Origin of the sequence: Bacillus pseudomycoides DSM 12442 (genome assembly GCF_000161455.1) — a bacterium.
Taxonomy (GTDB): domain Bacteria; phylum Bacillota; class Bacilli; order Bacillales; family Bacillaceae_G; genus Bacillus_A; species Bacillus_A pseudomycoides.
The window spans coordinates 3,018,984-3,042,299 of the sequence record NZ_CM000745.1; the positions used below are offsets into that span (position 1 = coordinate 3,018,984).

At 36.0% G+C, this 23,316-nt stretch carries 25 protein-coding genes; 17 read left to right on the forward strand and 8 right to left on the reverse strand.

What is annotated here, in order from left to right; all coding sequences use genetic code 11:
- Nucleotides 1-108 precede the first annotated feature (108 nt).
- Nucleotides 109-501 (forward strand): hypothetical protein, encoded by a 393-nt coding sequence (locus tag BPMYX0001_RS15205; RefSeq protein WP_018765327.1) that lies wholly within the window; start codon nt 109-111, stop codon nt 499-501.
- A gap of 319 nt (nt 502-820) precedes the next feature.
- Here BPMYX0001_RS15205 and BPMYX0001_RS15210 read toward each other — a convergent pair whose 3' ends face one another.
- Both BPMYX0001_RS15210 and BPMYX0001_RS15215 read right to left on the reverse strand, forming a co-directional pair.
- Nucleotides 821-1,201: an Hsp20 family protein gene (locus tag BPMYX0001_RS15210; RefSeq protein WP_006095640.1), complete on the reverse strand. Its 381-nt coding sequence runs from the start codon at nt 1,199-1,201 to the stop codon at nt 821-823.
- A 143-nt stretch (nt 1,202-1,344) separates the two neighbouring features.
- On the reverse strand, nt 1,345-1,488 hold the full coding sequence (locus tag BPMYX0001_RS15215; protein ID WP_033799044.1) for a small acid-soluble spore protein P: 144 nt from the start codon (nt 1,486-1,488) through the stop codon (nt 1,345-1,347).
- A 120-nt stretch (nt 1,489-1,608) separates the two neighbouring features.
- On the opposite strand from BPMYX0001_RS15215, the gene BPMYX0001_RS15220 reads away from it, so the two are divergent.
- Together BPMYX0001_RS15220 and BPMYX0001_RS15225 are read left to right on the forward strand one after the other, a co-directional pair.
- Complete coding sequence (locus BPMYX0001_RS15220) at nt 1,609-1,872, forward strand: hypothetical protein (RefSeq protein ID WP_006095641.1); 264 nt, start codon at nt 1,609-1,611, stop codon at nt 1,870-1,872.
- A 44-nt stretch (nt 1,873-1,916) separates the two neighbouring features.
- A complete protein-coding gene (locus tag BPMYX0001_RS15225; RefSeq protein WP_033799045.1) occupies nt 1,917-2,642 on the forward strand; it encodes a polysaccharide deacetylase family protein in 726 nt (241 codons plus the stop codon).
- Nucleotides 2,643-2,680: 38 nt separating this feature from the next.
- On the opposite strand, the gene sspO is transcribed toward BPMYX0001_RS15225, so the two are convergent.
- On the reverse strand, nt 2,681-2,830 hold the full coding sequence (sspO, locus tag BPMYX0001_RS15230) for a small acid-soluble spore protein O (RefSeq protein WP_006095643.1): 150 nt from the start codon (nt 2,828-2,830) through the stop codon (nt 2,681-2,683).
- A gap of 283 nt (nt 2,831-3,113) precedes the next feature.
- On the opposite strand from sspO, the gene acnA reads away from it, so the two are divergent.
- Nucleotides 3,114-5,837, forward strand: coding sequence for an aconitate hydratase AcnA (gene acnA / locus BPMYX0001_RS15235; protein WP_006095644.1), 2,724 nt, complete (start codon nt 3,114-3,116; stop codon nt 5,835-5,837).
- Between the two features lie 120 nt (nt 5,838-5,957).
- Here acnA and BPMYX0001_RS15240 read toward each other — a convergent pair whose 3' ends face one another.
- Complete coding sequence (locus BPMYX0001_RS15240; protein ID WP_006095645.1) at nt 5,958-6,293, reverse strand: YmzC family protein; 336 nt, start codon at nt 6,291-6,293, stop codon at nt 5,958-5,960.
- A gap of 393 nt (nt 6,294-6,686) precedes the next feature.
- Nucleotides 6,687-7,277 carry a YjdJ family protein gene (locus BPMYX0001_RS15245; protein ID WP_033799046.1) on the reverse strand — a complete coding sequence of 197 codons (591 nt, stop codon included), beginning with the start codon at nt 7,275-7,277 and terminating at the stop codon, nt 6,687-6,689.
- Between the two features lie 199 nt (nt 7,278-7,476).
- Between BPMYX0001_RS15245 and BPMYX0001_RS15250 the strand changes: the two genes are divergently transcribed.
- The 5 genes from BPMYX0001_RS15250 to tlp all read left to right on the forward strand — a co-directional run bounded on the left by BPMYX0001_RS15250 (nt 7,477) and on the right by tlp (nt 10,039).
- Complete coding sequence (locus tag BPMYX0001_RS15250) at nt 7,477-8,052, forward strand: peroxiredoxin family protein (protein ID WP_033799047.1); 576 nt, start codon at nt 7,477-7,479, stop codon at nt 8,050-8,052.
- Nucleotides 8,053-8,168: 116 nt separating this feature from the next.
- Nucleotides 8,169-9,116, forward strand: a complete 948-nt coding sequence (locus BPMYX0001_RS15255; protein WP_006095648.1) for a 3'-5' exonuclease — start codon at nt 8,169-8,171, stop codon at nt 9,114-9,116.
- A 271-nt stretch (nt 9,117-9,387) separates the two neighbouring features.
- Nucleotides 9,388-9,531 (forward strand): FbpB family small basic protein, encoded by a 144-nt coding sequence (locus BPMYX0001_RS30980; RefSeq protein WP_003199083.1) that lies wholly within the window; start codon nt 9,388-9,390, stop codon nt 9,529-9,531.
- A 43-nt stretch (nt 9,532-9,574) separates the two neighbouring features.
- The gene (gene sspN, locus BPMYX0001_RS15260) at nt 9,575-9,709 is read left to right on the forward strand and encodes an acid-soluble spore protein SspN (protein ID WP_003199081.1); all 135 of its coding nucleotides are present in this window, start codon (nt 9,575-9,577) and stop codon (nt 9,707-9,709) included.
- Between the two features lie 105 nt (nt 9,710-9,814).
- The gene (gene tlp / locus BPMYX0001_RS15265; protein WP_003199079.1) at nt 9,815-10,039 is read left to right on the forward strand and encodes a small acid-soluble spore protein Tlp; all 225 of its coding nucleotides are present in this window, start codon (nt 9,815-9,817) and stop codon (nt 10,037-10,039) included.
- 16 nt (nt 10,040-10,055) lie between these two features.
- Here tlp and BPMYX0001_RS15270 read toward each other — a convergent pair whose 3' ends face one another.
- The gene (locus BPMYX0001_RS15270) at nt 10,056-11,348 is read right to left on the reverse strand and encodes a glycoside hydrolase family 18 protein (RefSeq protein WP_006095650.1); all 1,293 of its coding nucleotides are present in this window, start codon (nt 11,346-11,348) and stop codon (nt 10,056-10,058) included.
- A gap of 110 nt (nt 11,349-11,458) precedes the next feature.
- On the opposite strand from BPMYX0001_RS15270, the gene BPMYX0001_RS15275 reads away from it, so the two are divergent.
- Nucleotides 11,459-11,878 (forward strand): acyl-CoA thioesterase, encoded by a 420-nt coding sequence (locus BPMYX0001_RS15275; protein WP_003199074.1) that lies wholly within the window; start codon nt 11,459-11,461, stop codon nt 11,876-11,878.
- A 26-nt stretch (nt 11,879-11,904) separates the two neighbouring features.
- Here BPMYX0001_RS15275 and BPMYX0001_RS15280 read toward each other — a convergent pair whose 3' ends face one another.
- Both BPMYX0001_RS15280 and plsY read right to left on the reverse strand, forming a co-directional pair.
- Entirely contained in the window at nt 11,905-12,195 is a 291-nt protein-coding gene (locus BPMYX0001_RS15280; RefSeq protein WP_006095651.1) for a HesB/YadR/YfhF family protein, read from the reverse strand.
- A gap of 108 nt (nt 12,196-12,303) precedes the next feature.
- Nucleotides 12,304-12,900 carry a glycerol-3-phosphate 1-O-acyltransferase PlsY gene (plsY, locus tag BPMYX0001_RS15285; RefSeq protein ID WP_003199069.1) on the reverse strand — a complete coding sequence of 199 codons (597 nt, stop codon included), beginning with the start codon at nt 12,898-12,900 and terminating at the stop codon, nt 12,304-12,306.
- A 226-nt stretch (nt 12,901-13,126) separates the two neighbouring features.
- Between plsY and BPMYX0001_RS15290 the strand changes: the two genes are divergently transcribed.
- The 7 genes from BPMYX0001_RS15290 to parC all read left to right on the forward strand — a co-directional run bounded on the left by BPMYX0001_RS15290 (nt 13,127) and on the right by parC (nt 22,958).
- Nucleotides 13,127-14,983, forward strand: coding sequence for an anaerobic ribonucleoside triphosphate reductase (locus BPMYX0001_RS15290; protein ID WP_033799048.1), 1,857 nt, complete (start codon nt 13,127-13,129; stop codon nt 14,981-14,983).
- Nucleotides 14,980-15,432 (forward strand): anaerobic ribonucleoside-triphosphate reductase activating protein, encoded by a 453-nt coding sequence (gene nrdG / locus BPMYX0001_RS15295; RefSeq protein ID WP_018765335.1) that lies wholly within the window; start codon nt 14,980-14,982, stop codon nt 15,430-15,432. The genes BPMYX0001_RS15290 and nrdG overlap by 4 nt, the downstream gene beginning before the upstream one ends.
- An 18-nt stretch (nt 15,433-15,450) precedes the next feature.
- A complete protein-coding gene (locus tag BPMYX0001_RS15300) occupies nt 15,451-16,128 on the forward strand; it encodes a response regulator transcription factor (protein ID WP_003199064.1) in 678 nt (225 codons plus the stop codon).
- A 353-nt stretch (nt 16,129-16,481) separates the two neighbouring features.
- Complete coding sequence (locus BPMYX0001_RS15305) at nt 16,482-17,711, forward strand: S1C family serine protease (protein WP_006095653.1); 1,230 nt, start codon at nt 16,482-16,484, stop codon at nt 17,709-17,711.
- Nucleotides 17,712-17,783: 72 nt separating this feature from the next.
- Nucleotides 17,784-18,197 carry a CoA-binding protein gene (locus BPMYX0001_RS15310; RefSeq protein ID WP_003207948.1) on the forward strand — a complete coding sequence of 138 codons (414 nt, stop codon included), beginning with the start codon at nt 17,784-17,786 and terminating at the stop codon, nt 18,195-18,197.
- Nucleotides 18,198-18,571: 374 nt separating this feature from the next.
- Nucleotides 18,572-20,536, forward strand: coding sequence for a DNA topoisomerase IV subunit B (parE, locus tag BPMYX0001_RS15315; protein WP_006095654.1), 1,965 nt, complete (start codon nt 18,572-18,574; stop codon nt 20,534-20,536).
- A 1-nt stretch (nt 20,537) separates the two neighbouring features.
- Nucleotides 20,538-22,958 carry a DNA topoisomerase IV subunit A gene (parC, locus tag BPMYX0001_RS15320; protein WP_006095655.1) on the forward strand — a complete coding sequence of 807 codons (2,421 nt, stop codon included), beginning with the start codon at nt 20,538-20,540 and terminating at the stop codon, nt 22,956-22,958.
- Nucleotides 22,959-23,316 lie beyond the last annotated feature (358 nt).

Sequence of the window (23,316 nt, forward strand, 5' to 3'; positions counted from 1 at the left end):
CATTGTAAAACAATCTAAATAAGTTTCCTAATATTTCAGAAGAAAAAATCTCTTTTTTAGAATTTTCTTGCTATAATAAGAAAAAGGGAATATACGGGGGTGGATGAAATGCTGTATGAAAATGGCGTAGACAAATTGATTCGTCTCAATACAAATATTTCTGAACTATATCGAGAATTACATGGAATGACTCGGACTTTAATGGAGTGTAATCGAGAAAGTATAATATTCGATCGGTTATATGTGAAAGAGTTATTATGGAAAAAAGAAGATGTGTCCGCTATGTATGATCAGCTTCTCGTTCAGCTTTGTATCAATGAATGCTTTGATTTAAAAAGTGTCATCACTGGTGAATACAAATATACGTATGAGGAAGTGGAAAATGCGGTTCTTGAATTTAATGAAAAGTATGATGTGAACATCCTAATCAAGGACGTTTGCAAAGAGTTACAGTTTACATATGGTATTGACATGGAATTATCTAGGATAGCCAAGGTGTAATCATATTTACTATAAAAACAGGGAGAAGAAAGCTGTTAGTTTGCTTTCTTTTTCTATGCATATGCATGAAATAGGGTTAGAAGCTTAATTTTACCCCGCATTAACGGACAGTAATCCTCCCTATCTCAAGGTTCAGAGAGAAGAAAGGAAGATAGGTAGGGGATAACTGCTCGTAAAAGCTCGAGTGGTGAAGGCTTTCCATCAGTGGGAGATGAAGAAAACCCACACTGATGGAAGTTTCACTTTATATAAAATAAAGAAAAAACAGGGTAGGAAAAATTAGTAACAAACTTTTTCTACTCTGTTTTTATATAACGTTTTAATTAAAAAAAAGAACTTTTTTCTCATGTTCATTTGCAACTTCAGTTTTTGAAATGTGTATGGCAAGAAAGCCATTTTCTAAACAGGCTAGCATTTTTTTATAGATGATGTTAGCAGGTAAAGAAATTGTTCGTTGCAAGGACGAGTTCTTATGAAATATATGAATTGCTAGGCCTGTCTCCATCTTGTTTATAAGTACATCTTGTTCTGACACATTAAGGATATCAGTTTCTAAAATATACTCTTGCTCCGTTTCACAAAGATCAATGTGAATGTGATTAGGGAAACTGAAGTTGTCGTATGAATCAGAGCAAAACTGATCCATCCATTCTTCAAAACCATCAACATGAAAAAGACAGTTTTTCTTTTTCTTGCCCATGTAAGACACCCTCCGTAAAGTCTCAATTCATATTATAATATGCATTAAGAAATTAGAGGTGAAAAACAAACTAGAAAATATGTTGAGTGGTTTGTTGTAAATAGCTTAAGTGAGAAGGACAATACATGTGCATTGTCCTTCTTTTACATATCGTGATGCGTGTGATTTTTTTGTCTTGAATGATTTCGGTTTTTTACTTTATGTGACCCACTTAGCGGCTCAGGTTGCCCAGAAGGCTGTCCTTTTTTTGTGTTTTGACGAATAGACTTGCTATTGTTTTTTTCCATGTTGTGTTGCACCTCCTTCTTGTATTTAGAATGAGAGAACTTTGTAAATTTATACGAGAATGTTTTTATGAAAAAAGGTAAAGCTAAGTGAGACTAACTATAACAGAAAGGGGAAAGCGTATGCCGTATCATAAAGATAAACAGCAAGCTTTTCAAGCCGCACAACAAGGAGTCGTACAAGCGGAAAATTTATACAAAAATATTGTGAAAAATGACCCGAATTATGGTCAGGATTTAAAGCATTTACGCCAAGAAGTTCAAGAGGCATATGAACAAATTCAAAATGCATTGGAAGTAGCATCTGAAACACAACGTCCACAACTTGAGCAGTATGAAAGTAATTTGCAAAACATTATACGAGATGTGGATCTGCTAGGCGATTGAACAGGTTGTATGAGTTCAACAACCTGTTCAAGTTTGGAGTCAATATGTTGAAAAGAAAAATTTCTGTAATAATCATTTGTTTGGTTTGTGTTGTACATATATTTCAAGTGGACAAAGTAGAAGCGAAAATGCTGATGAGAAAAGAATTAGAGCCTACGGGTTATGTAACGTGGGAGGTACCAAATAACGAGAAGATAATTGCAATTACATTTGATGATGGTCCGGATCCTACGTATACTCCGCAGGTGTTAAAGCTATTACACCAATATAAAGCTGAGGCAACTTTTTTTATGATTGGTTTTCGGATTCAGCGGAATCCGTATTTAGTTAAGCAGGTGCTAAAGGAAGGACATGAGATTGGAAATCATACGATGAATCATTTATATGCTAGAAGTGCATCTGATGAAAGATTAAAAGATGATATTTTAGCGGGGAAAAAGTATTTACAAAAGTGGGTAAAGGAGCCGCTACTTTTCCGTCCACCAGGTGGATATATTAACTACGCAGTTTTTACGACGGCAAAAGAAGCGGGTTATCAAACCGTTTTATGGTCTTGGCATCAAGATCCAAAAGATTGGGCAAATCCAGGAACTGAGTCCATTGTGAATCATGTTGTGAAAAATGCGAAGAGTGGAGATATAGTGTTATTACATGATGGTGGAAGTGATCGGAGTCAAACTGTAGCTGCATTAGAGAAAATTCTGCCGGCCCTTCAAAAAGAAGGGTATCGATTTGTAAAAGTTTCGGAATTGTTACGTTATAAACATTAAATAAAAATCCCAAAAGGAGTACCTTTTGGGATTTTTCATTACTGATTCTTCTTACGTTTTTTATTATTTTGACGCTGAGCTGGTGTTAGTGGTTCGTTTGCAAACTCCTCATTATAACCAGTTCCTTGTCCTTGTGCTGATGCAGCATTCATTCCTGGAATTACATGATTTGCTTTACGTTTACCCATTTAGTTTCACCCCTATAATGTTTTCTTTATAAACAAATAATGATACATGTATGAACGTAAAGTAATACTCAAAGAGAAAGCTTTACTTTATGGTAATAGTATTCATAAGGAGAGCGAAGACTATTCAAAATTCCAGAGATAAAGAAAACTTATGATAAACTATAAGTTTCTTATTATTTACTTATTTAGAAAGTTGTAATAAGATATTATCGTAAGGTATTGAAAAATTTGTCTACATTTTATATTCAGACAACTCAGTCACGTTTAACAGGGGGGAAACATAATGGTCAAACATAATCCATTTCAATCTCGTGAAACATTTGAAGTAGATGGAAAAACGTATCATTATTATCAATTGAAAGCGCTTGAAAATGCAGGGGTTGGCAACGTATCACAATTACCATATTCAATTAAAGTTTTGCTTGAATCTGTACTTCGTCAAGTTGATGGACGTGTCATTACAGAAGAGCATGTTACAAATTTAGCGAAGTGGGGAACGAAAGATGTTCAAGATATCGATGTTCCATTTAAACCATCTCGCGTAATTTTACAAGACTTCACAGGTGTTCCAGCTGTCGTTGATTTGGCTTCACTTCGAAAAGCAATGGCGGACATGGGTGGAGATCCTGATAAAATTAATCCGGAAATTACTGTAGATCTTGTAATCGATCACTCTGTACAGGTTGATAGAGCGGGTACAGCAGACGCGCTTGAATTCAACATGGACTTAGAGTTTAAACGTAATGAAGAACGTTATAAATTTTTAAGCTGGGCACAAAAATCGTTTGATAACTATCGTGCAGTGCCACCAGCAACAGGTATTGTACACCAAGTAAACCTTGAGTATTTAGCACCAGTTGTTCATGCGGTGAAAAATGCTGAAGGTGAATTAGTTGCATACCCAGATTCATTAGTGGGAACAGACTCTCATACTACAATGATTAATGGTATCGGTGTCCTTGGATGGGGCGTTGGTGGTATTGAGGCAGAAGCAGGGATGCTTGGACAACCTTCATACTTCCCAGTACCAGAAGTAATCGGTGTTAAATTAACTGGTACACTTCCAAGTGGTACAACAGCAACAGACGTTGCGTTAAAAGTAACACAAGTGTTACGTCAGAAAGGTGTAGTTGGTAAATTTGTTGAGTTCTTCGGTAGCGGACTACAAAGCATGCCTTTAGCTGACCGTGCAACAATTTCAAACATGGCACCAGAATACGGTGCAACTTGTGGATTCTTCCCAATTGATGAAATTTCATTAGATTACTTACGTTTAACAGGAAGAGACGAAGAACAAATTCGCATTGTTGAAGAATACTGTAAAGCAAACGGTTTATTCTATACAGCAGACAGTAAAGATCCAATTTATACAGATCTTGTTGAGATTGATTTAAATACAATTGAATCTAACCTTTCAGGACCAAAACGTCCACAAGATTTAATCCCTCTTTCAAACATGAAAGATGAGTTCCATAAAGCGGTTGTGGCACCAGTTGGAACGCAAGGACTTGGGTTCAATGAACAAGAATTTGATAAAGAAGTGAAAGTTGCATTAAAAGATCAAGAAGTAACGATGAAAACAGGTGCAATTGCAATCGCTGCGATTACAAGCTGTACAAATACATCTAATCCATATGTATTAATTGGTGCAGGCTTAGTTGCGAAAAAAGCAATTGAAAAAGGACTTAAAGTACCTGGTTATGTAAAAACATCATTAGCACCAGGATCTAAAGTAGTAACGGAATACTTAGATAAATCAGGCCTAACAACTTATTTAGATCAATTAGGATTCCAAACAGTTGGTTACGGATGTACAACTTGTATCGGTAACTCTGGCCCATTAGAACTAGAATTAGAAGAAGCAATTGCGGCAAATGACCTATTAGTAACATCTGTTTTATCTGGTAACCGTAACTTTGAAGGTCGTATTCATCCGCTTGTAAAAGCGAACTACTTAGCATCACCACCACTTGTTGTGGCGTATGCACTTGCTGGTACAGTGGATATCGACTTGAAAAATGATGCAATCGGTAAAGATGCAAACGGTAACCCGATTTACTTTAACGACATTTGGCCATCAGCTAAAGAAATTGAAGAAGTGGTTCAAAGCGTCGTAACGTCTGAATTGTTCAAAAAAGAATATGCACAAGTATTTAACAGCAATGAACGCTGGAATGAAATTCAAACTTCAAATGAAGCGTTATATACTTGGGATAATGACTCAACATACATTCAAAATCCACCGTTCTTTGAAGGATTATCAAAAGAACCAGGTGAAGTAGAAACACTTTCAGGTTTACGCGTAGTTGGTAAATTTGGTGACTCTGTAACAACAGACCATATTTCACCAGCAGGTTCAATTGGTAAACATACACCAGCAGGCCGCTATTTATTAGAAAATGGTGTACAGCCAGTTGACTTTAACTCTTATGGTTCTCGCCGTGGTAATCATGAAGTTATGATGCGTGGTACATTCGCAAATATCCGTATCAAAAACCAAATCGCACCAGGAACAGAAGGTGGATATACAACTTACTGGCCAACTGGTGAAGTAACATCTATCTATGATGCTGCGATGAAATATAAAGAAGACGGCACTGGACTTCTTGTAGTTGCTGGTAAAGATTACGGTATGGGAAGTTCTCGTGACTGGGCTGCGAAAGGTACAAACCTTTTAGGTATTAAAGCAGTAATCGCAGAAAGCTTCGAGCGTATTCACCGCAGTAACCTTGTATTAATGGGCGTATTACCATTACAATTTAAAGAAGGCGAAAGTACTGAAACATTAGGTCTTGTTGGTAACGAATCATTTGAAATTCAAATTGATAAAACAGTTAAACCACGCGATCTTGTAAAAGTAGTTGCAATTGACCCAGAAGGAAACGAAAAACAATTTGAAGTAGTAGCACGTTTCGATAGTGAAGTAGAAATTGACTACTACCGTCACGGTGGTATCTTACAAATGGTGCTTCGTGAAAAAATTGAAGAGTCTAAGGTGTCAAACTAATTAAGTGTAGTAATAGAGAAAAGTAAATATTTTCAATCGAAATGAGGAAGCTGATTGTGGTTAGCTTCCTCATTTTATGTGCAAGGAAAGTGGTGAAACTATATGGTTTCATCTCTTTCCTTATTCTGCTTTATTAAGTTGATACTCATATGTAGACGAATTTTCCGTATTAAATTCTTTTACCAATGTAATCTTATTTGTATCTGGGTTATACTTGAAAATTTTAATAGTGTGCCGATCACCGCTGTCAGGGTTACTCTCTTGTAAAGCAAATGTATTTTCTGCAATTTGAGTCATATTACTAGTTTGATCATTTTGTACACTTATTGGAGTAGTATCATGGTTTGTAGAAACTTCAATGACGCTTTCTTTGTTAAAAAATATAAGGACTAGAATTAAGATTACAAGACAAATACGCATATAGCGTAGTTCTTTACTAATTGGGTGTTCTCCCATAGGGTTCATCCTTTCAATAATTACTACGAACTAGAGGTTGTTGTAATAGAGTAAAAGCTAATAATGTCAAACGTAGTGAATAAAATAAACGATATCAAAGCTGTATAAAGTGAAACTTTAATCAGTGGAGGCTTTCTTCATCCCCCACTGATTATTAGTTGAACGAATCGGGCTTTTACTGTCCTAAAATAGCGGGATAAAAGCATATGCGGCCAGTTTTTCTTCTTTCAGGATCGTTACTAAATAAGGAGATAACCCATGCGATAATATTAATAGGATAGAATATGAAACTAAAAATATAGAGAATGGCTTTTTAAATGAGTGCATAAGAATCCTTTTTTTAAAAGGAAGGTATTTGCACAAAACAGTACAAGCATCTTCCTTATTGTCACCTCATATGTTTATATTTTTGCGTAAACGTATTTGATGAGAGAGCTTAGTTACAACTAGCCCTGTCATATAAAGAAAAGTTAGAATGAGAACTGTACTAATGATAGGAGACTTTTGAAATGCGTATAACAACCTATCAATATAATAAATTTGATTTACATCTGTAATTGATTTTGGTGAAAAGACTAAATATTTCTCCCAATTCTTTTCCACAGCAATTATCGCACCTGTAGAATGTGTGACAAGTAATGTGTAAATAAAAATAGGAAGAACAATCATGAGTTGTAAACCGATTAATCCTGTTTTATGTTTTCTCCAGTATAACCAGCGAGTTATCATAATTCCTATTAAATAGACAATTGATAATACAAAAATTGTAGTAAAAACTGGATTATACTTAAAGGCATACAACAGTTTGTCAATTTCATAAATTTGATTGGAGTCTTCTGCTGTTTGGGGAGTGAAGACGATATGTTGTTTCCAGTCCTCTGAAATACTTAAGTAGCTAGCAGTCCAGCTTGTAATAAACAATGAGAAAAATAAGATGGGGAGAATGATAACATATTGTAACCAATGCAAAACGGTTTTATTCATAAATAATGACATCCTTTCCAAATTATAACTATTATAATTATATGATAAAATGAAACGGTTTTCATTGTTATTAAGAATATTCTATTTATTTATCAGGAGAATATTTCCAAGGTTGTCTGTATAAGCTAAAATAAAGTATAAATACTATTGTTATTTTTAAGTGATATATAAAATGAGATAAGCGATAAGGATGATGTATATGTGGCGAAAGCTTACCATTGTTGTAGTGTTGCTTTGTTTAGCGAGCTATGCAGTTTATGAACAGCTCGGAAAGAATGAGAAACAAGTAAGGGAAGAACCAGTGAAAAGCGAAGCGGCGATGAAAGAAATCATTGCAAAAAATGGGATTGAGGTAGGCAAGATTGCACCGGATTTTGAGTTATCAAAATTAGATGGCACAAAAGTAAAATTATCGGATTTTAAGGGGAAGAAAGTTATTTTAAATTTCTGGGCAACGTGGTGTGGACCTTGTCAGCAAGAAATGCCGGATATGGAAGCTTTCTATAAGAAGAATAAAGATGATGTAGAAATCCTTGCTGTAAATTATACGGTTTCTGAACGTGCTAACGGAGAAGAAAAAGTGAAAAAGTTTGCAGAAGAGAAGGGATTGACATTCCCTATTTTGCTTGATAAAGATATAAATGTTACAACAATGTATAAAGTAATTACCATTCCAACTTCTTATTTTGTGGATACAAAAGGTGTGATTCAAGATAAATTTATCGGACCGATGACACAAAAAGAAATGGAGAAGAGAATTGCGAAAATAAAATAATGAAAGAGGACAGAATTGGCTATTTGTCATTTCTGTCTTTTCTTTTTCATTAAGCAGCTTGTTCGTGATATGATGAAAGAAATTTCATCGAAAATAATGATTGGGGAGCGTATATTGTGGGGAATTTACCATTGACAGGAGACTATGTTGTTATTGATTTTGAAACGACAGGATTTAATCCTTATAATGATCGAATAATTCAAGTGGCAGCGGTTCGGTATCGTAATCATGAGCTGGCAGATCAATTTGTTTCTTTTGTAAATCCAGAGCGATTTATTCCTAATCGAATTACGAGTTTAACAGGGATTACAAATTATCGCGTTTCGGATGCTCCAACGATTCAGGAAGTTTTGCCGTTATTTTTAGCGTTTTTAGGAGAAGATACCATTGTTGCTCATAATGCTTCGTTTGATATGCGTTTTTTAAAGAGTAATGCAAAAATGCTTAGATTGCCAGAACCTAAAAATATAGTAATTGATACCGTCTTTTTAGCGAAAAGATATATGAAGCATGCCCGGAACCATAAGTTAGAAACTTTAAAAAGAATGCTCGGAATTCGTTTAAGTTCTCATAATGCACTTGACGACTGTATCACATGTGCAGCTGTGTATCAAAAATGTGCTGCTATTCAAGAAGAAGGACAAAAGAAAACAAAAAAAGAAACGGTTGAAGAAGACGAAGTGTACACACTAATAAAAGAAATGCTTGTAAAGCATAATCGCGATATAGAATGGATTCGCAATGTGAGTGTTGGAAGTTATCTAGATATAAAGGCTTTTTATCCGATTATAAGGGTGAAGGTAAAAGGGCGAAAAAAATATGTTTTAACTGAAAAGACAGAACAAGAAATATTAGGGATATATCCTGCTTTAAAATGTGAGCCGGCTTTAAAAAGTGAAATAGGGACAACTAGAATTATGATTGAAAGCATAGAGGACTTTACAAAATTAGAAAATTATATTTTAGAGAGTTATGATGCAGTCATGCAAGCGCTGAATGAGTACAAAGAAATGAAAGATAATGCGGATGAAGAAATTAAAAAGTATTTAAGTATAACGAAATGATAAAGTGAAACTTTAATCAGTGGGGGAATTCTTCATCTCCTACTTAAGTTGTTTCATTTTACTGAATTTTGAGAGGATATTACTTGTTTGTGAATAGCAGGATAAAATGCTTGGAAATCCATTAGTTGTTTAAGAACAGCTAATGGACTTTTTTGTTAACAAAAGACTTTTCTGTGACAAAACATAAAATTTTCTTACAAATCTGATTAAAGAGTTTTTCATTTGCTCATACTAACTATAGTAAGAAAGAGAAGGAGAAAGGATGAGCAGCATGAGAAGAAATCGTCGAAGAACGTTTGAAGAACTTGTGAAGGAAAATAAGCGGCAACTACTAAACGATCGTGATGCAATTGAACGGATTGAGGAACGAATCGAGAAGCGTTATGAAATGCAATTTTTTAAGCAGGCTGAATAATTCTTATCACTAGTATGATACTAGTGATAAGGAGGCGATAAGAATGGGAAATCCAAAGAAGAATTCCAAAGATTTTACACCAGATCATATTGGAACACAGTCGAAAAAAGCCGGTGGAAACAAAGGGAAGCAAATGCAAGACCAAACAGGGAAACAACCGATTGTTGATAACGGTTAAAAAAAGGAGAATGTTTTCATTCTCCTTTTTTTATGTGCATACATAATCTAATTCGTTTTTGGAAAACTAACATGGTATGTATATTTCAACTAGGAGGGAAATCGTATGACAGAGCAATATAAAGCGAATCCAGATGATAGAAGTGATAATGTAGAAAAACTACAAGAAATGGTACAAAATACGATTGATAACTTTAATGAGGCAAAAGAAACTGCAGAGGTTTCGAATGAAAAAGATCGCGCTGCAATTGAAGCGAAAAATCAACGCCGTTTAGAAAGTATTGATTCATTGAAAAGTGAAATAAAAGATGAATCTGAATATGATGCGTAAAAAAGGCTGACAGTTGTCAGCCTTTTTTTGTAATCGAGAAATTTTCCACAAGTAAACGCCAATTTTGCGGGAAAGGAAGCCCGATTTTCCAATAGCTAATCCCGCGAATGCCTTGTTCTTTTACTAAATTAAACTTACTCTGAACAGACCTGGCATCTTCAAACCATACTTCATGCTGTACACCATTTTCATCAAAGTAATTAAAGTGTGGTGCTTGTGCTGTAAAATCATAACGAATTGGAACATTATATTTACGAGCAAGTGCAACGGCTGCGACAGAGCTAATTGCTTTTGCTGGTGGATTTCCTTCTTTAAAGGGAAGCTTCCAGTCGAATCCATATAAATTTTGTCCCATCATAATTTTTCGCGGGGGCATTTGAGATTTTGCATATTGGATTACCTGCTTTACAGGGCCAATAGGAGAAACTGCCATGGGTGGTCCACCTTGCCATCCCCAGTCATATGTCATAATCACGACAAAATCAACAATTTCCCCCTGGGCTTTGTAATCGTGTGCTTCGAAAAATTTTCCTTTTTGCTTCGAACTTGTTTTTGGAACAAGTGTTGTGCTTAACGTATATCCTTCAGGTAGTCGTGTTTTTACATTTCGTAAAAATCGGTTATATGCTTCGCGATCTTCGGGTGCAACATTTTCAAAGTCAAAATGAATATCACGCATATTATATTTTTTAGCTGTTTGGAGGATATTTGTAATGAATTTATTTTGAATAGTAGCGTTTCTTAGAAGAACAGAGGCTAATTCAGCGCTAAAATTTCCATTTTCAATATTTGTAATAACGAGCATTGGGATTGTTTGACCCTGCACTGCAATTTGAGCAATTCTTGCGGTTTCAGTCGGCTCTTTTAACGTTCCATCACGCAATGCTTCAAAGCTAAAGTAAGCTAAATATGTGAGATAAGGATTGATGGCCCGCGTAGCATTCACTAAACTTTCTTTAATTGGAATGGTAGAAGGTTGTAAGTAGGCAATAGATTCTATCGTTCGTTTAGAGCCCTTTGGTACATATAGTTGTTGACCAACATGAAGAATGGATTTTAATGATAGATTGTTAACTTTTGCTAAGCTAGCAAGAGGAACGTTATATGTTTGAGAAATTCGATAAAGACTGTCTCCGGGTTGTACATAATAATTATTACCTCTCGTATTTACAATCAGTGCCTGACCGACAACAAGTGTCTCAGCTGGATTAAGTCCGTTGTCTTTTACAATTTCTTCGGGCGTAGTGCCATATTTTGACGCTAAGCTATATACGCTATCACCACTACGAACGGTTACAATTTGAATCATATATTCGCTCCTTTCAGTTAAAAAGATCCACCGTTTCTATTTTATTTTTGATTTCACTGTATTATGATTAAATGTATGTGAGGAAACAGAAGTGAGAAGGAGATAAAGATATGTTTGTAGCAGAACACGAAATTGAGATCCGCTATGCGGAAACAGATCAAATGGGCGTTGTTTACCATTCAAATTATTTAGTATGGCTTGAATTAGGGCGTACAAAATTGATACAAGAATTAGGATTTTCATATATTGAAATGGAGAAAGAAGGGGTTATTTCTCCCGTATTAGATTTGCAAATTTCATATCGGAAAGCAATGCGTTATGGAGAGAAAGCAATTGTGAAAACATGGATTGATTCAGTTAGTCCCCTTCGCGTTATATATGGATATGAAATTTATAACGGTGATGGAGATCTTTGTATTACAGCTACAACAACAAATATTTGTGCGAAAAAAGAAGGTTTTCGTCCTGTGTCCTTTAAGAAACTATATCCAGAGTGGTATGCGAAATATGAGGAAATTAAGAAAAAATAAAAAAGCGTGGCAAAANACCACGCTTTTTATTTTTCGTAATTAAATTGAGGGAAGTCATCACTGTCGTTAAAGGTAACGGATAAGTCATGTCCATCAAAGAACCATTCATCATCACCTTCAACGAAGAAAGTAATGCCGTCTTCTTGAATTTGAACAGCAGGATGTGCAGGATCGTCTTTACGGATTCCTAAAGAAAGTCCTTTTTGAACAGTACTGCAACCGCCATATTGTACGAAAAAGCGAAGTGTATCGCCAGATTGTAAGTTTAATTCATCTTTATACCAATTTACTGCTTCTTTTGTTACGGAAAGATTCATGTATAGTTCCTCCAAGTTATGTTGCCTTTTCTTTAGTATAAAAAATAACGCAAAAAGACGCTATTAATATGCTTCGCGTTTTCTTTTTGCGTTATGTGGGTCACAACCTTACTTTTGTTTCTTTGTCAAATTTGCTTTTGGTTCAGTTTTATTTATAATTCGTCCAATATTTGCACGGTGTCTATAAATAACCATACCAGCTAATAAACACATCGCAACAATGAAGATTTTATCCCCGTCAATAATTGATGCAATAACAGCTACGATAGCTGTTACCATAGAAGAAAGCGATACGTATCTCGTTGTAAATAGAAGGGTGAAAAAGATAACAGCTAATATTGCAAAAATAACTGGCGCATAGCATAAGAGTACTCCAGCAGAAGTTGCAACTGCTTTTCCGCCGCGGAATTTTGCAAAGATTGGGTATACATGTCCAAGAACTGCAGCTAATCCAAACCAAAGGGGATGGATATCTAAGGCGAAAATTAACGGCAGAGCTGTCGCTAACGTTCCCTTTAAAATGTCAGCAATTGTAACGATAAAACCTGCTTTTTTCCCTAGCGTCCGAAATGTATTCGTTCCTCCTAAATTACCGCTACCATGCTCGCGAATGTCGATTCCATAACCAATTTTTCCAACAACAAGTGCAAATGGAATCGAGCCAAGTAAATAGGCAACGATAAATAAAAGATATGTAATAAGCATAAGTTCAGTCTCCTTTATTCAAATGTGTTGATAAAGGGTAAAAAGAGTTTTTCCCATATATTGTACCATACATTTGTAAAGAGCACATTTCTTTTTTGTAAATGAAAAATTCAAAGTTTCTTAAAAAAACTTTCACAAGAATGTTACATTTCTCACAGATCTACTATAACTATATGTTGTATCATTTTGTTAGTGAATTAACAAGATGTTGTTGGAGGTTTGGGAAATGATGAAACAAAGTGCATGTGGAGAAGAGTTAATGAAGATTTTTGAAACAATTGTCCACGGGAATGAGCAAGATTTAATGCAAGAAAATGCAAATGTTGATGGGCGGTCTCCTATGGGGATGATGGGAACATTTGCATCTGAGAGTGCAAAATATTATGCAATGGAACACTTACTTTCTGAACAAGTAAAAAAAGCAATAGATCAAAATATATTATACCCACATGATTTAGATTTTTATGCGACAGGTACAACAACATGTTCGCAGATTCCTTTAGCGCAAATGCTTGAAAAAGGATTTCATACCGGGCATGGGCATATGAGGCAACCACAAGATATTAAAAGTGCATTGGCACTTTCTTCGATTATTTTCCAAGCGAATCAAAACATGCAGCACGGTGGTCAATCAGCTGCGTTATTTGACATTGATTTAGCACCGTATGTGAGAAAAACATTCGAGAAAAATAAGAAAAGATTAGAAACGTATCCGTTAACAAAAGAGCAAGTAGAAGAGTTTGCGTGGAAAGAAACAGAGAATGATACGTATCAAGCTTGTGAAGCTTTTATTCATAATTCCAATAGTATGCATAGCAGAGGTGGTGGGCAAGTTCCGTTTATTTCTATTAACTACGGAACGGACACGTCGAAAGAAGGAAGATTGTTAATTAGACAATTATTACGGGCGACGCAAGCTGGATTAGGAAAAGGTGAAACACCCATTTTCCCTATTCAAATCTTTAAAGTAAAAAAAGGTGTGAATTTTGAAGAAAGTGATCCGAACTATGATTTATTTGAATTGGCGTTAGAGACGACAGCAGAACGATTATTCCCGAACTTTTCATTTTTAGATGCGCCATTTAATGCAGTTCATTATGATGGTCGCCCAGAAAGCGAAGTATGTTATATGGGCTGTCGTACGCGTGTTATGTCTAATATTCATGGGGAAGAGACCGCGATTGGAAGAGGGAATTTATCGTTTACTTCTATTAACTTAGTAAAATTAGCATTGATTAGCGGTTCAAAAGAAGCATTTTTTGAAGCTTTAAATTATTATATAGATCTTGGTATTCGTCAACTATTAGAAAGATTTGCTTACCAATGTAAGAAAAAGGCAAGAGATTTTCACTTTTTATATTCGCAAGGAGTATGGCGGGGCGGAGAAAAACTGCATCCTGAAGATTCTGTTGCTGAGATTTTAAAACAAGGAACATTAAGTATTGGTTTTATTGGCCTTGCAGAATGTTTAGTTGTTTTAACAGGAAAACATCATGGAGAAGATAAAGAATCATGGAATCTTGGATGTGAGATTGTTACCTTTATGAGACAGAAAATGGATGCAGCAACGGAAGAACATCAATTGAATTTCTCTTTAATTGCAACGCCTGCAGAGGGACTATCAGGTAAGTTTGTTAAAAAAGATCGAGAAGAATTTGGAATGATTAGCGGTGTAACAAATCATAATTATTATACAAATTCATTTCATATTCCGGTGTATTATAACATCCAAGCGATAGATAAAATACGTTTAGAAGGGCCATTTCATACGCTTTGTAATGGCGGACATATAACGTATATTGAATTAGATGGAGCGGCGGTTCATAACCAAAAAGCATTAAAACAAATTGTGCAGGCAATGGCAGAGTATGGAGTCGGATATGGCTCCATTAATCACCCTGTGGATCGTTGTAAATGCTGTGGCTATCATGGTGTCATCAAAAATGAATGTCCAAGTTGTGGAAACGAGGATGAGAATGATATCGAAAGAATTCGCCGTATAACAGGATATCTTGTAGGTGATATGTCTAAATGGAATAGTGCAAAGCGCAGTGAAGAAGCGGATCGGGTGAAACATAAATGAGAGTAATGAATATTATTCATGATAGTGTAGTAGATGGTGACGGATTGCGGACAGTCGTGTTTTTTGCGGGCTGTCCGCATCGTTGTTTAGGATGTCATAATCCTAAGTCATGGAATATTTGTAATGGAACTGAAATGACCGTAGAAGAAATTGTGAAAGAGATTGCCAAAAACCCGCTTACTGATGTAACATTTTCAGGTGGAGATCCATTTTTTCAAGCTGCTGAAGTGAAGAAGGTAGCAAATGCGGTGAAGGCTTTGAAAAAAAACTTATGGATTTACACAGGTTATACATTAGAAGAGATACAGAGTTCTCAAAATAATGATATGATAGAGTTGTTACACTATGGGGATGTTCTGGTCGATGGAAGGTTTGAACTTCAAAAAAGAGACTTGACACTTCCGTTTCGCGGAAGCTCCAATCAACGTATTATTCGATTGAAAGAGTAAAAAGGCGGGATAGGTCAGATGAACAAAACAGTATTACTTGTTGAAGACGAAAGAAGGCTACGCGAAATTGTTAGTGATTATTTTCGCAATGAAGGTTTTGAAGTGATAGAAGCTGAAGATGGAAAACAAGCGTTAGAATTATTTGCTGAACATACAATTGATTTAATTATGTTAGATATCATGTTGCCAGAGATAGATGGTTGGTCTGTTTGTCGTCGTATTAGAAAAGAGTCAGCGGTACCAATTATTATGCTTACAGCTCGTTCTGACGAAGATGATACATTGTTAGGTTTTGAACTTGGGGCTGATGAATATGTAACAAAGCCTTTTAGTCCTAAAGTACTAGTAGCTAGGGCGAAAACTTTATTAAAGCGTGCTGATGGGGCAGTAGGCGTTGCAGAAGAGAATGCACTTTCTATGGCTGGAATCGATGTGAATCGTCTTTCGCGTACGGTATCGGTAAACGGAGAAGAAATTATATTAACGCATAAAGAATTTGAACTTCTTGTTTATTTAATGGAGAATAAAGGAATCGTATTATCACGCCAGCATTTATTAGATCAACTTTGGGGATATGATTATTATGGTGATGATCGTACTGTAGATACACATATAAAAAAATTGCGAAATAAGTTAGGGGATAAAGCAAAACATATCGGAACTGTTATTCGAGTTGGATATAAGTTTGAGGAATAGTTTTTAAATACTATGTAATAGAAAAAACGATAGAAAAGCTTTCTTTTTGGTTGGAAGAGAGAATCCGCCCATGGATAGAAGCGGTCAGTACCTTTTTTTGCCCCATGCCGAGTGAAAACAGAGGGAGAAAACGAGTGGAGATCTCTTTTTGTTTTCGTAGCAGCAACTTATAGGTTGAAAATATAGTACATTTACACTCTCTTTTGTAGATGAAAATGTACAAATTACAGATTTTTTGTCTACAATAATGAATAAAAGTATTTTTTTAATTGGATTTCACGATGAGTTCACAAGAAGGACACAAAATGTGACTATACTGAAAATACGAATTCAGCAGAGAGGGGATATCAATTATGGGATATTATGACGGACCAAATATGAATGAAGAGCATAGTGAAACGAGAGAAGTAAAAAAATCAGGTAGTAAAAAAGGTTACTTTTTTACAGGTTTAGTTGGAGCAGTTATCGGAGCTGTTTCCATTAGTTTTGCAGCACCGTATATGCCATGGACAAATGGGAATGGGACGGCGTTAACTTCTAATTCAAAAGTAGAGGGAACTGTGGTTCCTGTTGCAAATAAAGTAAAGGGTGAAACAGATTTACCTGGTATGATTGAAGGGGCGAAAGAAGTAGTTGTAGGTGTTATCAATATGCAACAGAACATAGATCCATTTGCAATGGAGCAAGCAGGGCAGGAACAAACAGCTGGAACAGGATCTGGTGTAATTTATAAAAAAGCTGGGAATAAAGCTCTCATTGTAACAAATAATCACGTAGTAGACGGAGCAAACAAACTGGCAGTGAAACTAAGTAATGGTAAAACAGTAGATGCAAAATTAGTTGGGAAAGATCCATGGTTAGATTTAGCTGTTGTAGAGATTGATGGATCTAATATTAATAAAGTAGCCACACTTGGTGATTCCAGTAAAATTCGCGCTGGTGAATCGGCTATTGCAATTGGGAATCCATTAGGTTTTGATGGTAGTGTAACAGAAGGGATTATTAGTAGTAAAGAACGCGAAATTCCAGTGGATATTAATGGTGACAAACAGCCGGATTGGCAAGCACAAGTGATTCAAACAGATGCAGCAATTAACCCAGGGAACAGTGGTGGCGCATTATTCAATCAAAATGGTCAAGTCATCGGCATTAACTCTAGTAAGATTGCACAGCAAGAAGTAGAGGGTATTGGCTTTGCTATCCCAATTAATGTGGCAAAACCAGTCATTGAATCTCTTGAAAAAGATGGAACAGTAAAACGTCCAGCGATGGGAGTAGGAGTTGCATCTCTTGAGGATTACCCACCGTATGCATTAGGACAATTAAAATTACCAAAAGATGTTACAAAGGGTGTTCTCTTAAGCAAAATTTATCCCGTCTCACCAGCTGAAAAAGCAGGACTTCAGCAGTATGACGTTGTTGTAGCATTAGATGGCCAAACAGTAGAAAACTCACTTCAATTCCGTAAATATTTATATGAAAAGAAAAAAGTTGGCGATAAAATTGAAGTAACATTCTATCGAAATGGTGAAAAAATGACGAAAACAGCTACTTTAGCAGATAACTCTTCTGCTAAGAATTAATAAAGAAAGTCTCTTTCGTATTGAAAGAGACTTTCTTTATCGGCTATACTAAAAGAATAGGAGGGATTTAATATGACAATTGAAAACCCAACTCGTACGGAAATTGGTGAAGTATTGAAAAATAGCAAAACAATTGCGGTTGTTGGATTATCTAACAAACCAGAACGCACGTCCTATATGGTTTCAAAAGCAATGCAGGATGCAGGGTATCGTATTATCCCAGTAAACCCAGTCGTAGATGAGGTACTGGGAGAAAAAGCTGTTCCGTCATTAAAAGACATTAAGGAGCATGTCGATATCGTAAATGTATTCCGTCGTTCTGAATTTTTAATGGACGTCGCAAAGGAATTTGTGGAGATTGATGCGGATGTTTTTTGGGCACAATTAGGAGTACAAGATGAAGATACATATAAATTTTTAAAGGAAAAGGGATATACTGTTATTATGGATCGTTGTATAAAAGTAGAACATGCAATGACGAGGTAGTATAGACATTGTAAACGAAAGATCGATTCAGCTCGGGGGAATACTTGAAGACTGGGTAGATGAACGAGGTGTTCATCATGAGATTTTTTAAAGGCTGTTTTTGGGGATTGCTACTTGTTATCCCATTTTGGATAATTGTCATTTGGTTAATTGCCAAATGGTGGAGTGTGTAATTGGAATACATATCCATTTTTTGTTGACAAACGATTATTTTTCTGAAATAGTAGCCTAGAGGAATCCTTGTGAAAAAACAAGGATTTTTCTATTGAAAATAGTATATAAAAGACATAACATAACTTGCCAAAAGGATGGTTAAGGCGTTATTCTATAATAGAAACGTATGTTCTGATTTGATTAGGAAAGGGGCAAGGAGTTTGGCAAAGCATCAGTTTCAATATAATGAAGATGCCATTCAAGTGCTTGAAGGTCTTGAAGCCGTTCGAAAACGCCCGGGTATGTATATCGGGAGCACGGACAGCCGTGGATTGCATCATTTAGTATACGAAATAGTAGATAACTCAGTTGATGAAGCATTAGCGGGGTTTGGCGACGAAATTTCTGTCGTAATACATAAGAATAATAGTATTAGTGTTATTGATAAAGGGCGCGGAATGCCTACGGGAATGCATAAACTTGGAAAACCTACACCTGAAGTGATTTTAACTGTACTTCATGCAGGGGGGAAGTTTGGACAAGGAGGTTATAAAACGAGTGGCGGTTTACACGGTGTTGGTGCATCTGTTGTAAATGCATTATCAGAATGGCTCGTTGTAACCATTAAACGCGATGGGTATATATATGAACAACGTTTTGAAAATGGTGGTGTTCCTGCAACGACACTAGAGAAAATTGGAAAAACAAAACAATCTGGAACAACGATGCATTTTAAACCAGATCCATCAATTTTCAGTACAACAAATTATAATTATGAAACGTTATGTGAGAGATTACGTGAATCTGCATTTCTGTTAAAAGGTATGAAAATCACTATAAGAGATGAACGAAATGATTTAGAAGATGTTTTTCATTATGAAACAGGAATTGAAGCATTTGTTTCTTACTTAAACGAAGAAAAGGACTCTATACATCCAGTTGTTTACTTCACTGGTGAACAAAATGGGATTGAAGCAGAACTTGCATTTCAATTTAACGATGGCTATTCAGAAAATATTCTTTCATTCGTAAACAATGTACGTACGAAAGATGGGGGGACACATGAGGCAGGATTTAAAACAGCGATGACACGTGTCTTTAATGAATATGCTCGTAAAGTCTCTTTGCTAAAAGAAAAAGATAAAAACCTAGAAGGTACAGATATTCGCGAAGGGTTAGCGGCGATTGTTTCTGTACGTGTACCGGAGGATTTATTGCAATTTGAAGGTCAAACAAAAGGTAAGCTTGGTACAAGTGAAGGACGTTCATCTGTCGATGCAATTGTTTCGGAACATTTAGCATACTTTTTAGAAGAAAATCCAGATGTAGCAACACTTCTTGTGAGAAAAGCAATTAAAGCAGCACAAGCCCGTGAAGCAGCGCGTAAGGCTAGAGAAGAAGCTCGTACTGGTAAGAAGAAAAAACGTTCAGAAGGAACGTTGAGCGGGAAGTTAACACCTGCGCAATCACGTAATCCACAGAAGAACGAACTATATTTAGTAGAGGGTGACTCTGCTGGTGGCTCTGCAAAGCAAGGGCGTGATCGCCGTTTCCAAGCTGTCTTGCCACTGCGAGGTAAAGTCATTAACACGGAAAAAGCAAAGCTTGCTGATATTTTCAAAAATGAAGAAATCAATACAATTATTTATGCAATTGGTGGCGGCGTTGGAAATGAATTTACTGTCGAAGATATCAACTATGATAAAGTCGTAATTATGACCGATGCTGATACGGATGGCGCACATATTCAAGTGTTACTACTTACGTTTTTCTACCGTTATATGAAGCCGTTAATTGAAGCTGGTAAAGTATTTATTGCTCTTCCACCTTTATATAAAGTAAGTAAAGGAAAAGGGAAAAGCGAAGTCATTGAATATGCATGGTCAGATGAAGAATTAGATGGCGTAACGAAAAAGGTCGGTAAAGGATATATGTTGCAGCGCTATAAAGGTCTTGGCGAAATGAACGCGGATCAATTATGGGAAACAACAATGAATCCAGAAACGCGTACGCTAATTCGAGTAAAAATTGACGATGCAGCAAGAGCAGAACGCCGCGTGACGACATTGATGGGTGATAAAGTAGAACCACGTCGGAAATGGATTGAGCGTAATGTACAGTTTGGTATGCAAGAAGAAGGTAATATTTTAGAGAATGAAATGATTATGGAGACGGAGGTGGAATAACATGCAGGCAGAGAAGTTTCATGACCTCCCGCTTGAAGACGTGTTAGGTGACCGCTTTGCACGTTATAGTAAATATATTATTCAAGATCGCGCGCTACCAGATGCTCGTGATGGTTTAAAGCCAGTGCAACGTCGGATTTTATATTCAATGTATGTAGAAGGAAACGTACATGATAAACCATTTCGTAAATCAGCTAAAACAGTTGGTAATGTTATTGGTAACTATCATCCACACGGTGATTCTTCTGTATATGAAGCGATGGTACGTTTAAGCCAAGATTGGAAAGTACGTAACGTATTAGTTGAAATGCACGGAAATAATGGTAGTGTCGACGGTGATCCAGCGGCAGCAATGCGTTATACAGAAGCTCGTTTATCGCCAATTGCATCTGAGTTACTCCGTGATATTGATAAAGAGACAGTAGAATTTGTATCAAACTTTGACGATACAAGTGAAGAACCTGTTGTATTACCAGCAATGTTCCCGAATTTATTGGTAAACGGTTCAACAGGGATTTCAGCTGGATATGCAACAGAAATTCCACCGCATCACCTTGGAGAAGTAATTGATGCAACAATGATGCGTATCGATAAGCCAAATAGTTCCGTAGATGATTTATTAACAGTTATAAAAGGACCTGATTTCCCAACAGGTGGCATTATTCAAGGGCTTGATGGAATTAAAAAAGCATATGAAACAGGAAAAGGGAAAATCATCATTCGTGGAAAAGCGGAAGTTGAAACGATTCGCGGTGGCAAACAGCAAATTGTCATTACAGAAATTCCATACGAAGTCAATAAAGCAAACCTTGTAAAGAAAATGGATGAACTACGTCTAGATAAAAAGCTAGATGGAATTGCGGAAGTACGTGATGAGACAGATCGTACAGGTCTTCGTATTGTTGTGGAACTAAAAAAAGAAGCAAACGCAGAAGGTATTTTAAATTACTTATATAAAAATACTGATTTACAAGTTCCATATAACTTCAATATGGTGGCTATAAATAATCGTCGTCCAACATTAATGACGTTACCCAAGATTTTAGATGCGTACATTGGGCATCAAAAAGAAGTTGTTACACGTCGTTCGGAATATGAGTTGCGAAAAGCTGAAAATCGTCAACATATTGTGGCAGGTTTAATGAAAGCATTATCGATTTTAGATGAGGTAATTGAAACAATTCGAGCATCTAAAGATAAGCGTAATGCAAAAGATAATTTAAGTGCAAAATTTGGATTCACAGAAGCGCAGGCAGAAGCAATTGTATCCTTGCAACTGTATCGTTTAACAAATACAGATATTACAGCACTAGAAAAAGAAGCGGAAGAACTAGAGAAGAAAATTACAGAATTACAAGCGATTTTACAAAGTGAGAAAAAGCTCCTTCAGGTCATTAAAGCAGATCTAAAGAGAGTAAAGAAAACGTATAGCGATAATCGCCGTGCTGTTATTGAAGAGGAAATTGAAGAAATTAAAATTGATGTGGAAGTTATGATTCCACAGGAGGATGTCATCGTTACTGTAACGAAAGAAGGTTATGTGAAGCGAACTGGTTGGCGCTCACATAATGCATCGAACGGGAAAGACTTCGGTATGAAAGAGGGCGACATCTTACTCGAGCGTTTCGATACAAATACAACAGAAATAGTTCTCTTATTTACGAATAAAGGAAATTATATTTATCTTCCAGTATACGAAATGCCGGACATTCGTTGGAAAGATTTAGGTCAGCATGTGGCAAATATCGTTTCACTTGATAGGGACGAGACATTAATTTGGGCAACCGTTGTACCGAATTTCGAGGAAGAAAAGCGATTTATTGTGTTTGTTACACGAAATGGTATGATTAAGAAAACGGAATTAAATCAGTATAAAGTTCAGCGCTATTCAAGAGCGTTTGTAGCCGTAAACTTGAAAAAAGATGATGAAGTTGTCGATATCTTCGCAACAGATGGAACAAGTGATATTGTTCTTGCAACACATGGTGCATATGCACTTATTTTTAATGAAGAAGAAGTAAGCCCAGTTGGTGTAAGAGCAGCTGGGGTAAAAGGGATTAATTTAAAAGAAGATGATTATGTTGCTTCTGGTAGAGCGTTAAATAGTGAAAAAGATCAATTGATTCTCGTAACGCAGCGCGGTGCAGTTAAGCGATTAAAAGCTTCCGAAATTGAGAAATCAACAAGGGCGAAGCGAGGCCTTGTTATCTTCAAAGAGTTAAAACGTAATCCGTACCGTATTGTCGGTATTGAAATTGTTCGTGATGATGAACTTGTTTATATGAAAACAGAAAAACAGATTGTAGAAGAAATAGATCCAAAAGCATTTCGTAATAAAGACCGGTATAGTAACGGTAGTTTAGTACTAGATGTTACTGATACGGGTGAAGTGGTTGAGACGTGGACGAAGAAACGGATATAGTGAATAAACGATAGTAAGTATTTCAATTAAATATACTTATCTTATTAGTGAAACCCATGTTCTATATAGAACATGGGTTTCTTGGAGTAGTAGGGCTTTAAATTCACCACTATTCTAATTTTTTTAGTTTTTTCATGAAAGTAAATCAAAAAGAATTAGGATGAAAAATAAGGGGGATTATGTATTGATAGAAACGGGGAACAGTACGTCATCATCATATTAAGACGATAAGAAACTCTCGAAAATATATTGTTTCAAGTTATAATCCTTTGTTAAAATCTTATACTGTTGCGAGGCACAAAAAAGCACTATTCTTTCTGTGGAAATATACAGAAAGAATAGTGCTTTTTTTATATTA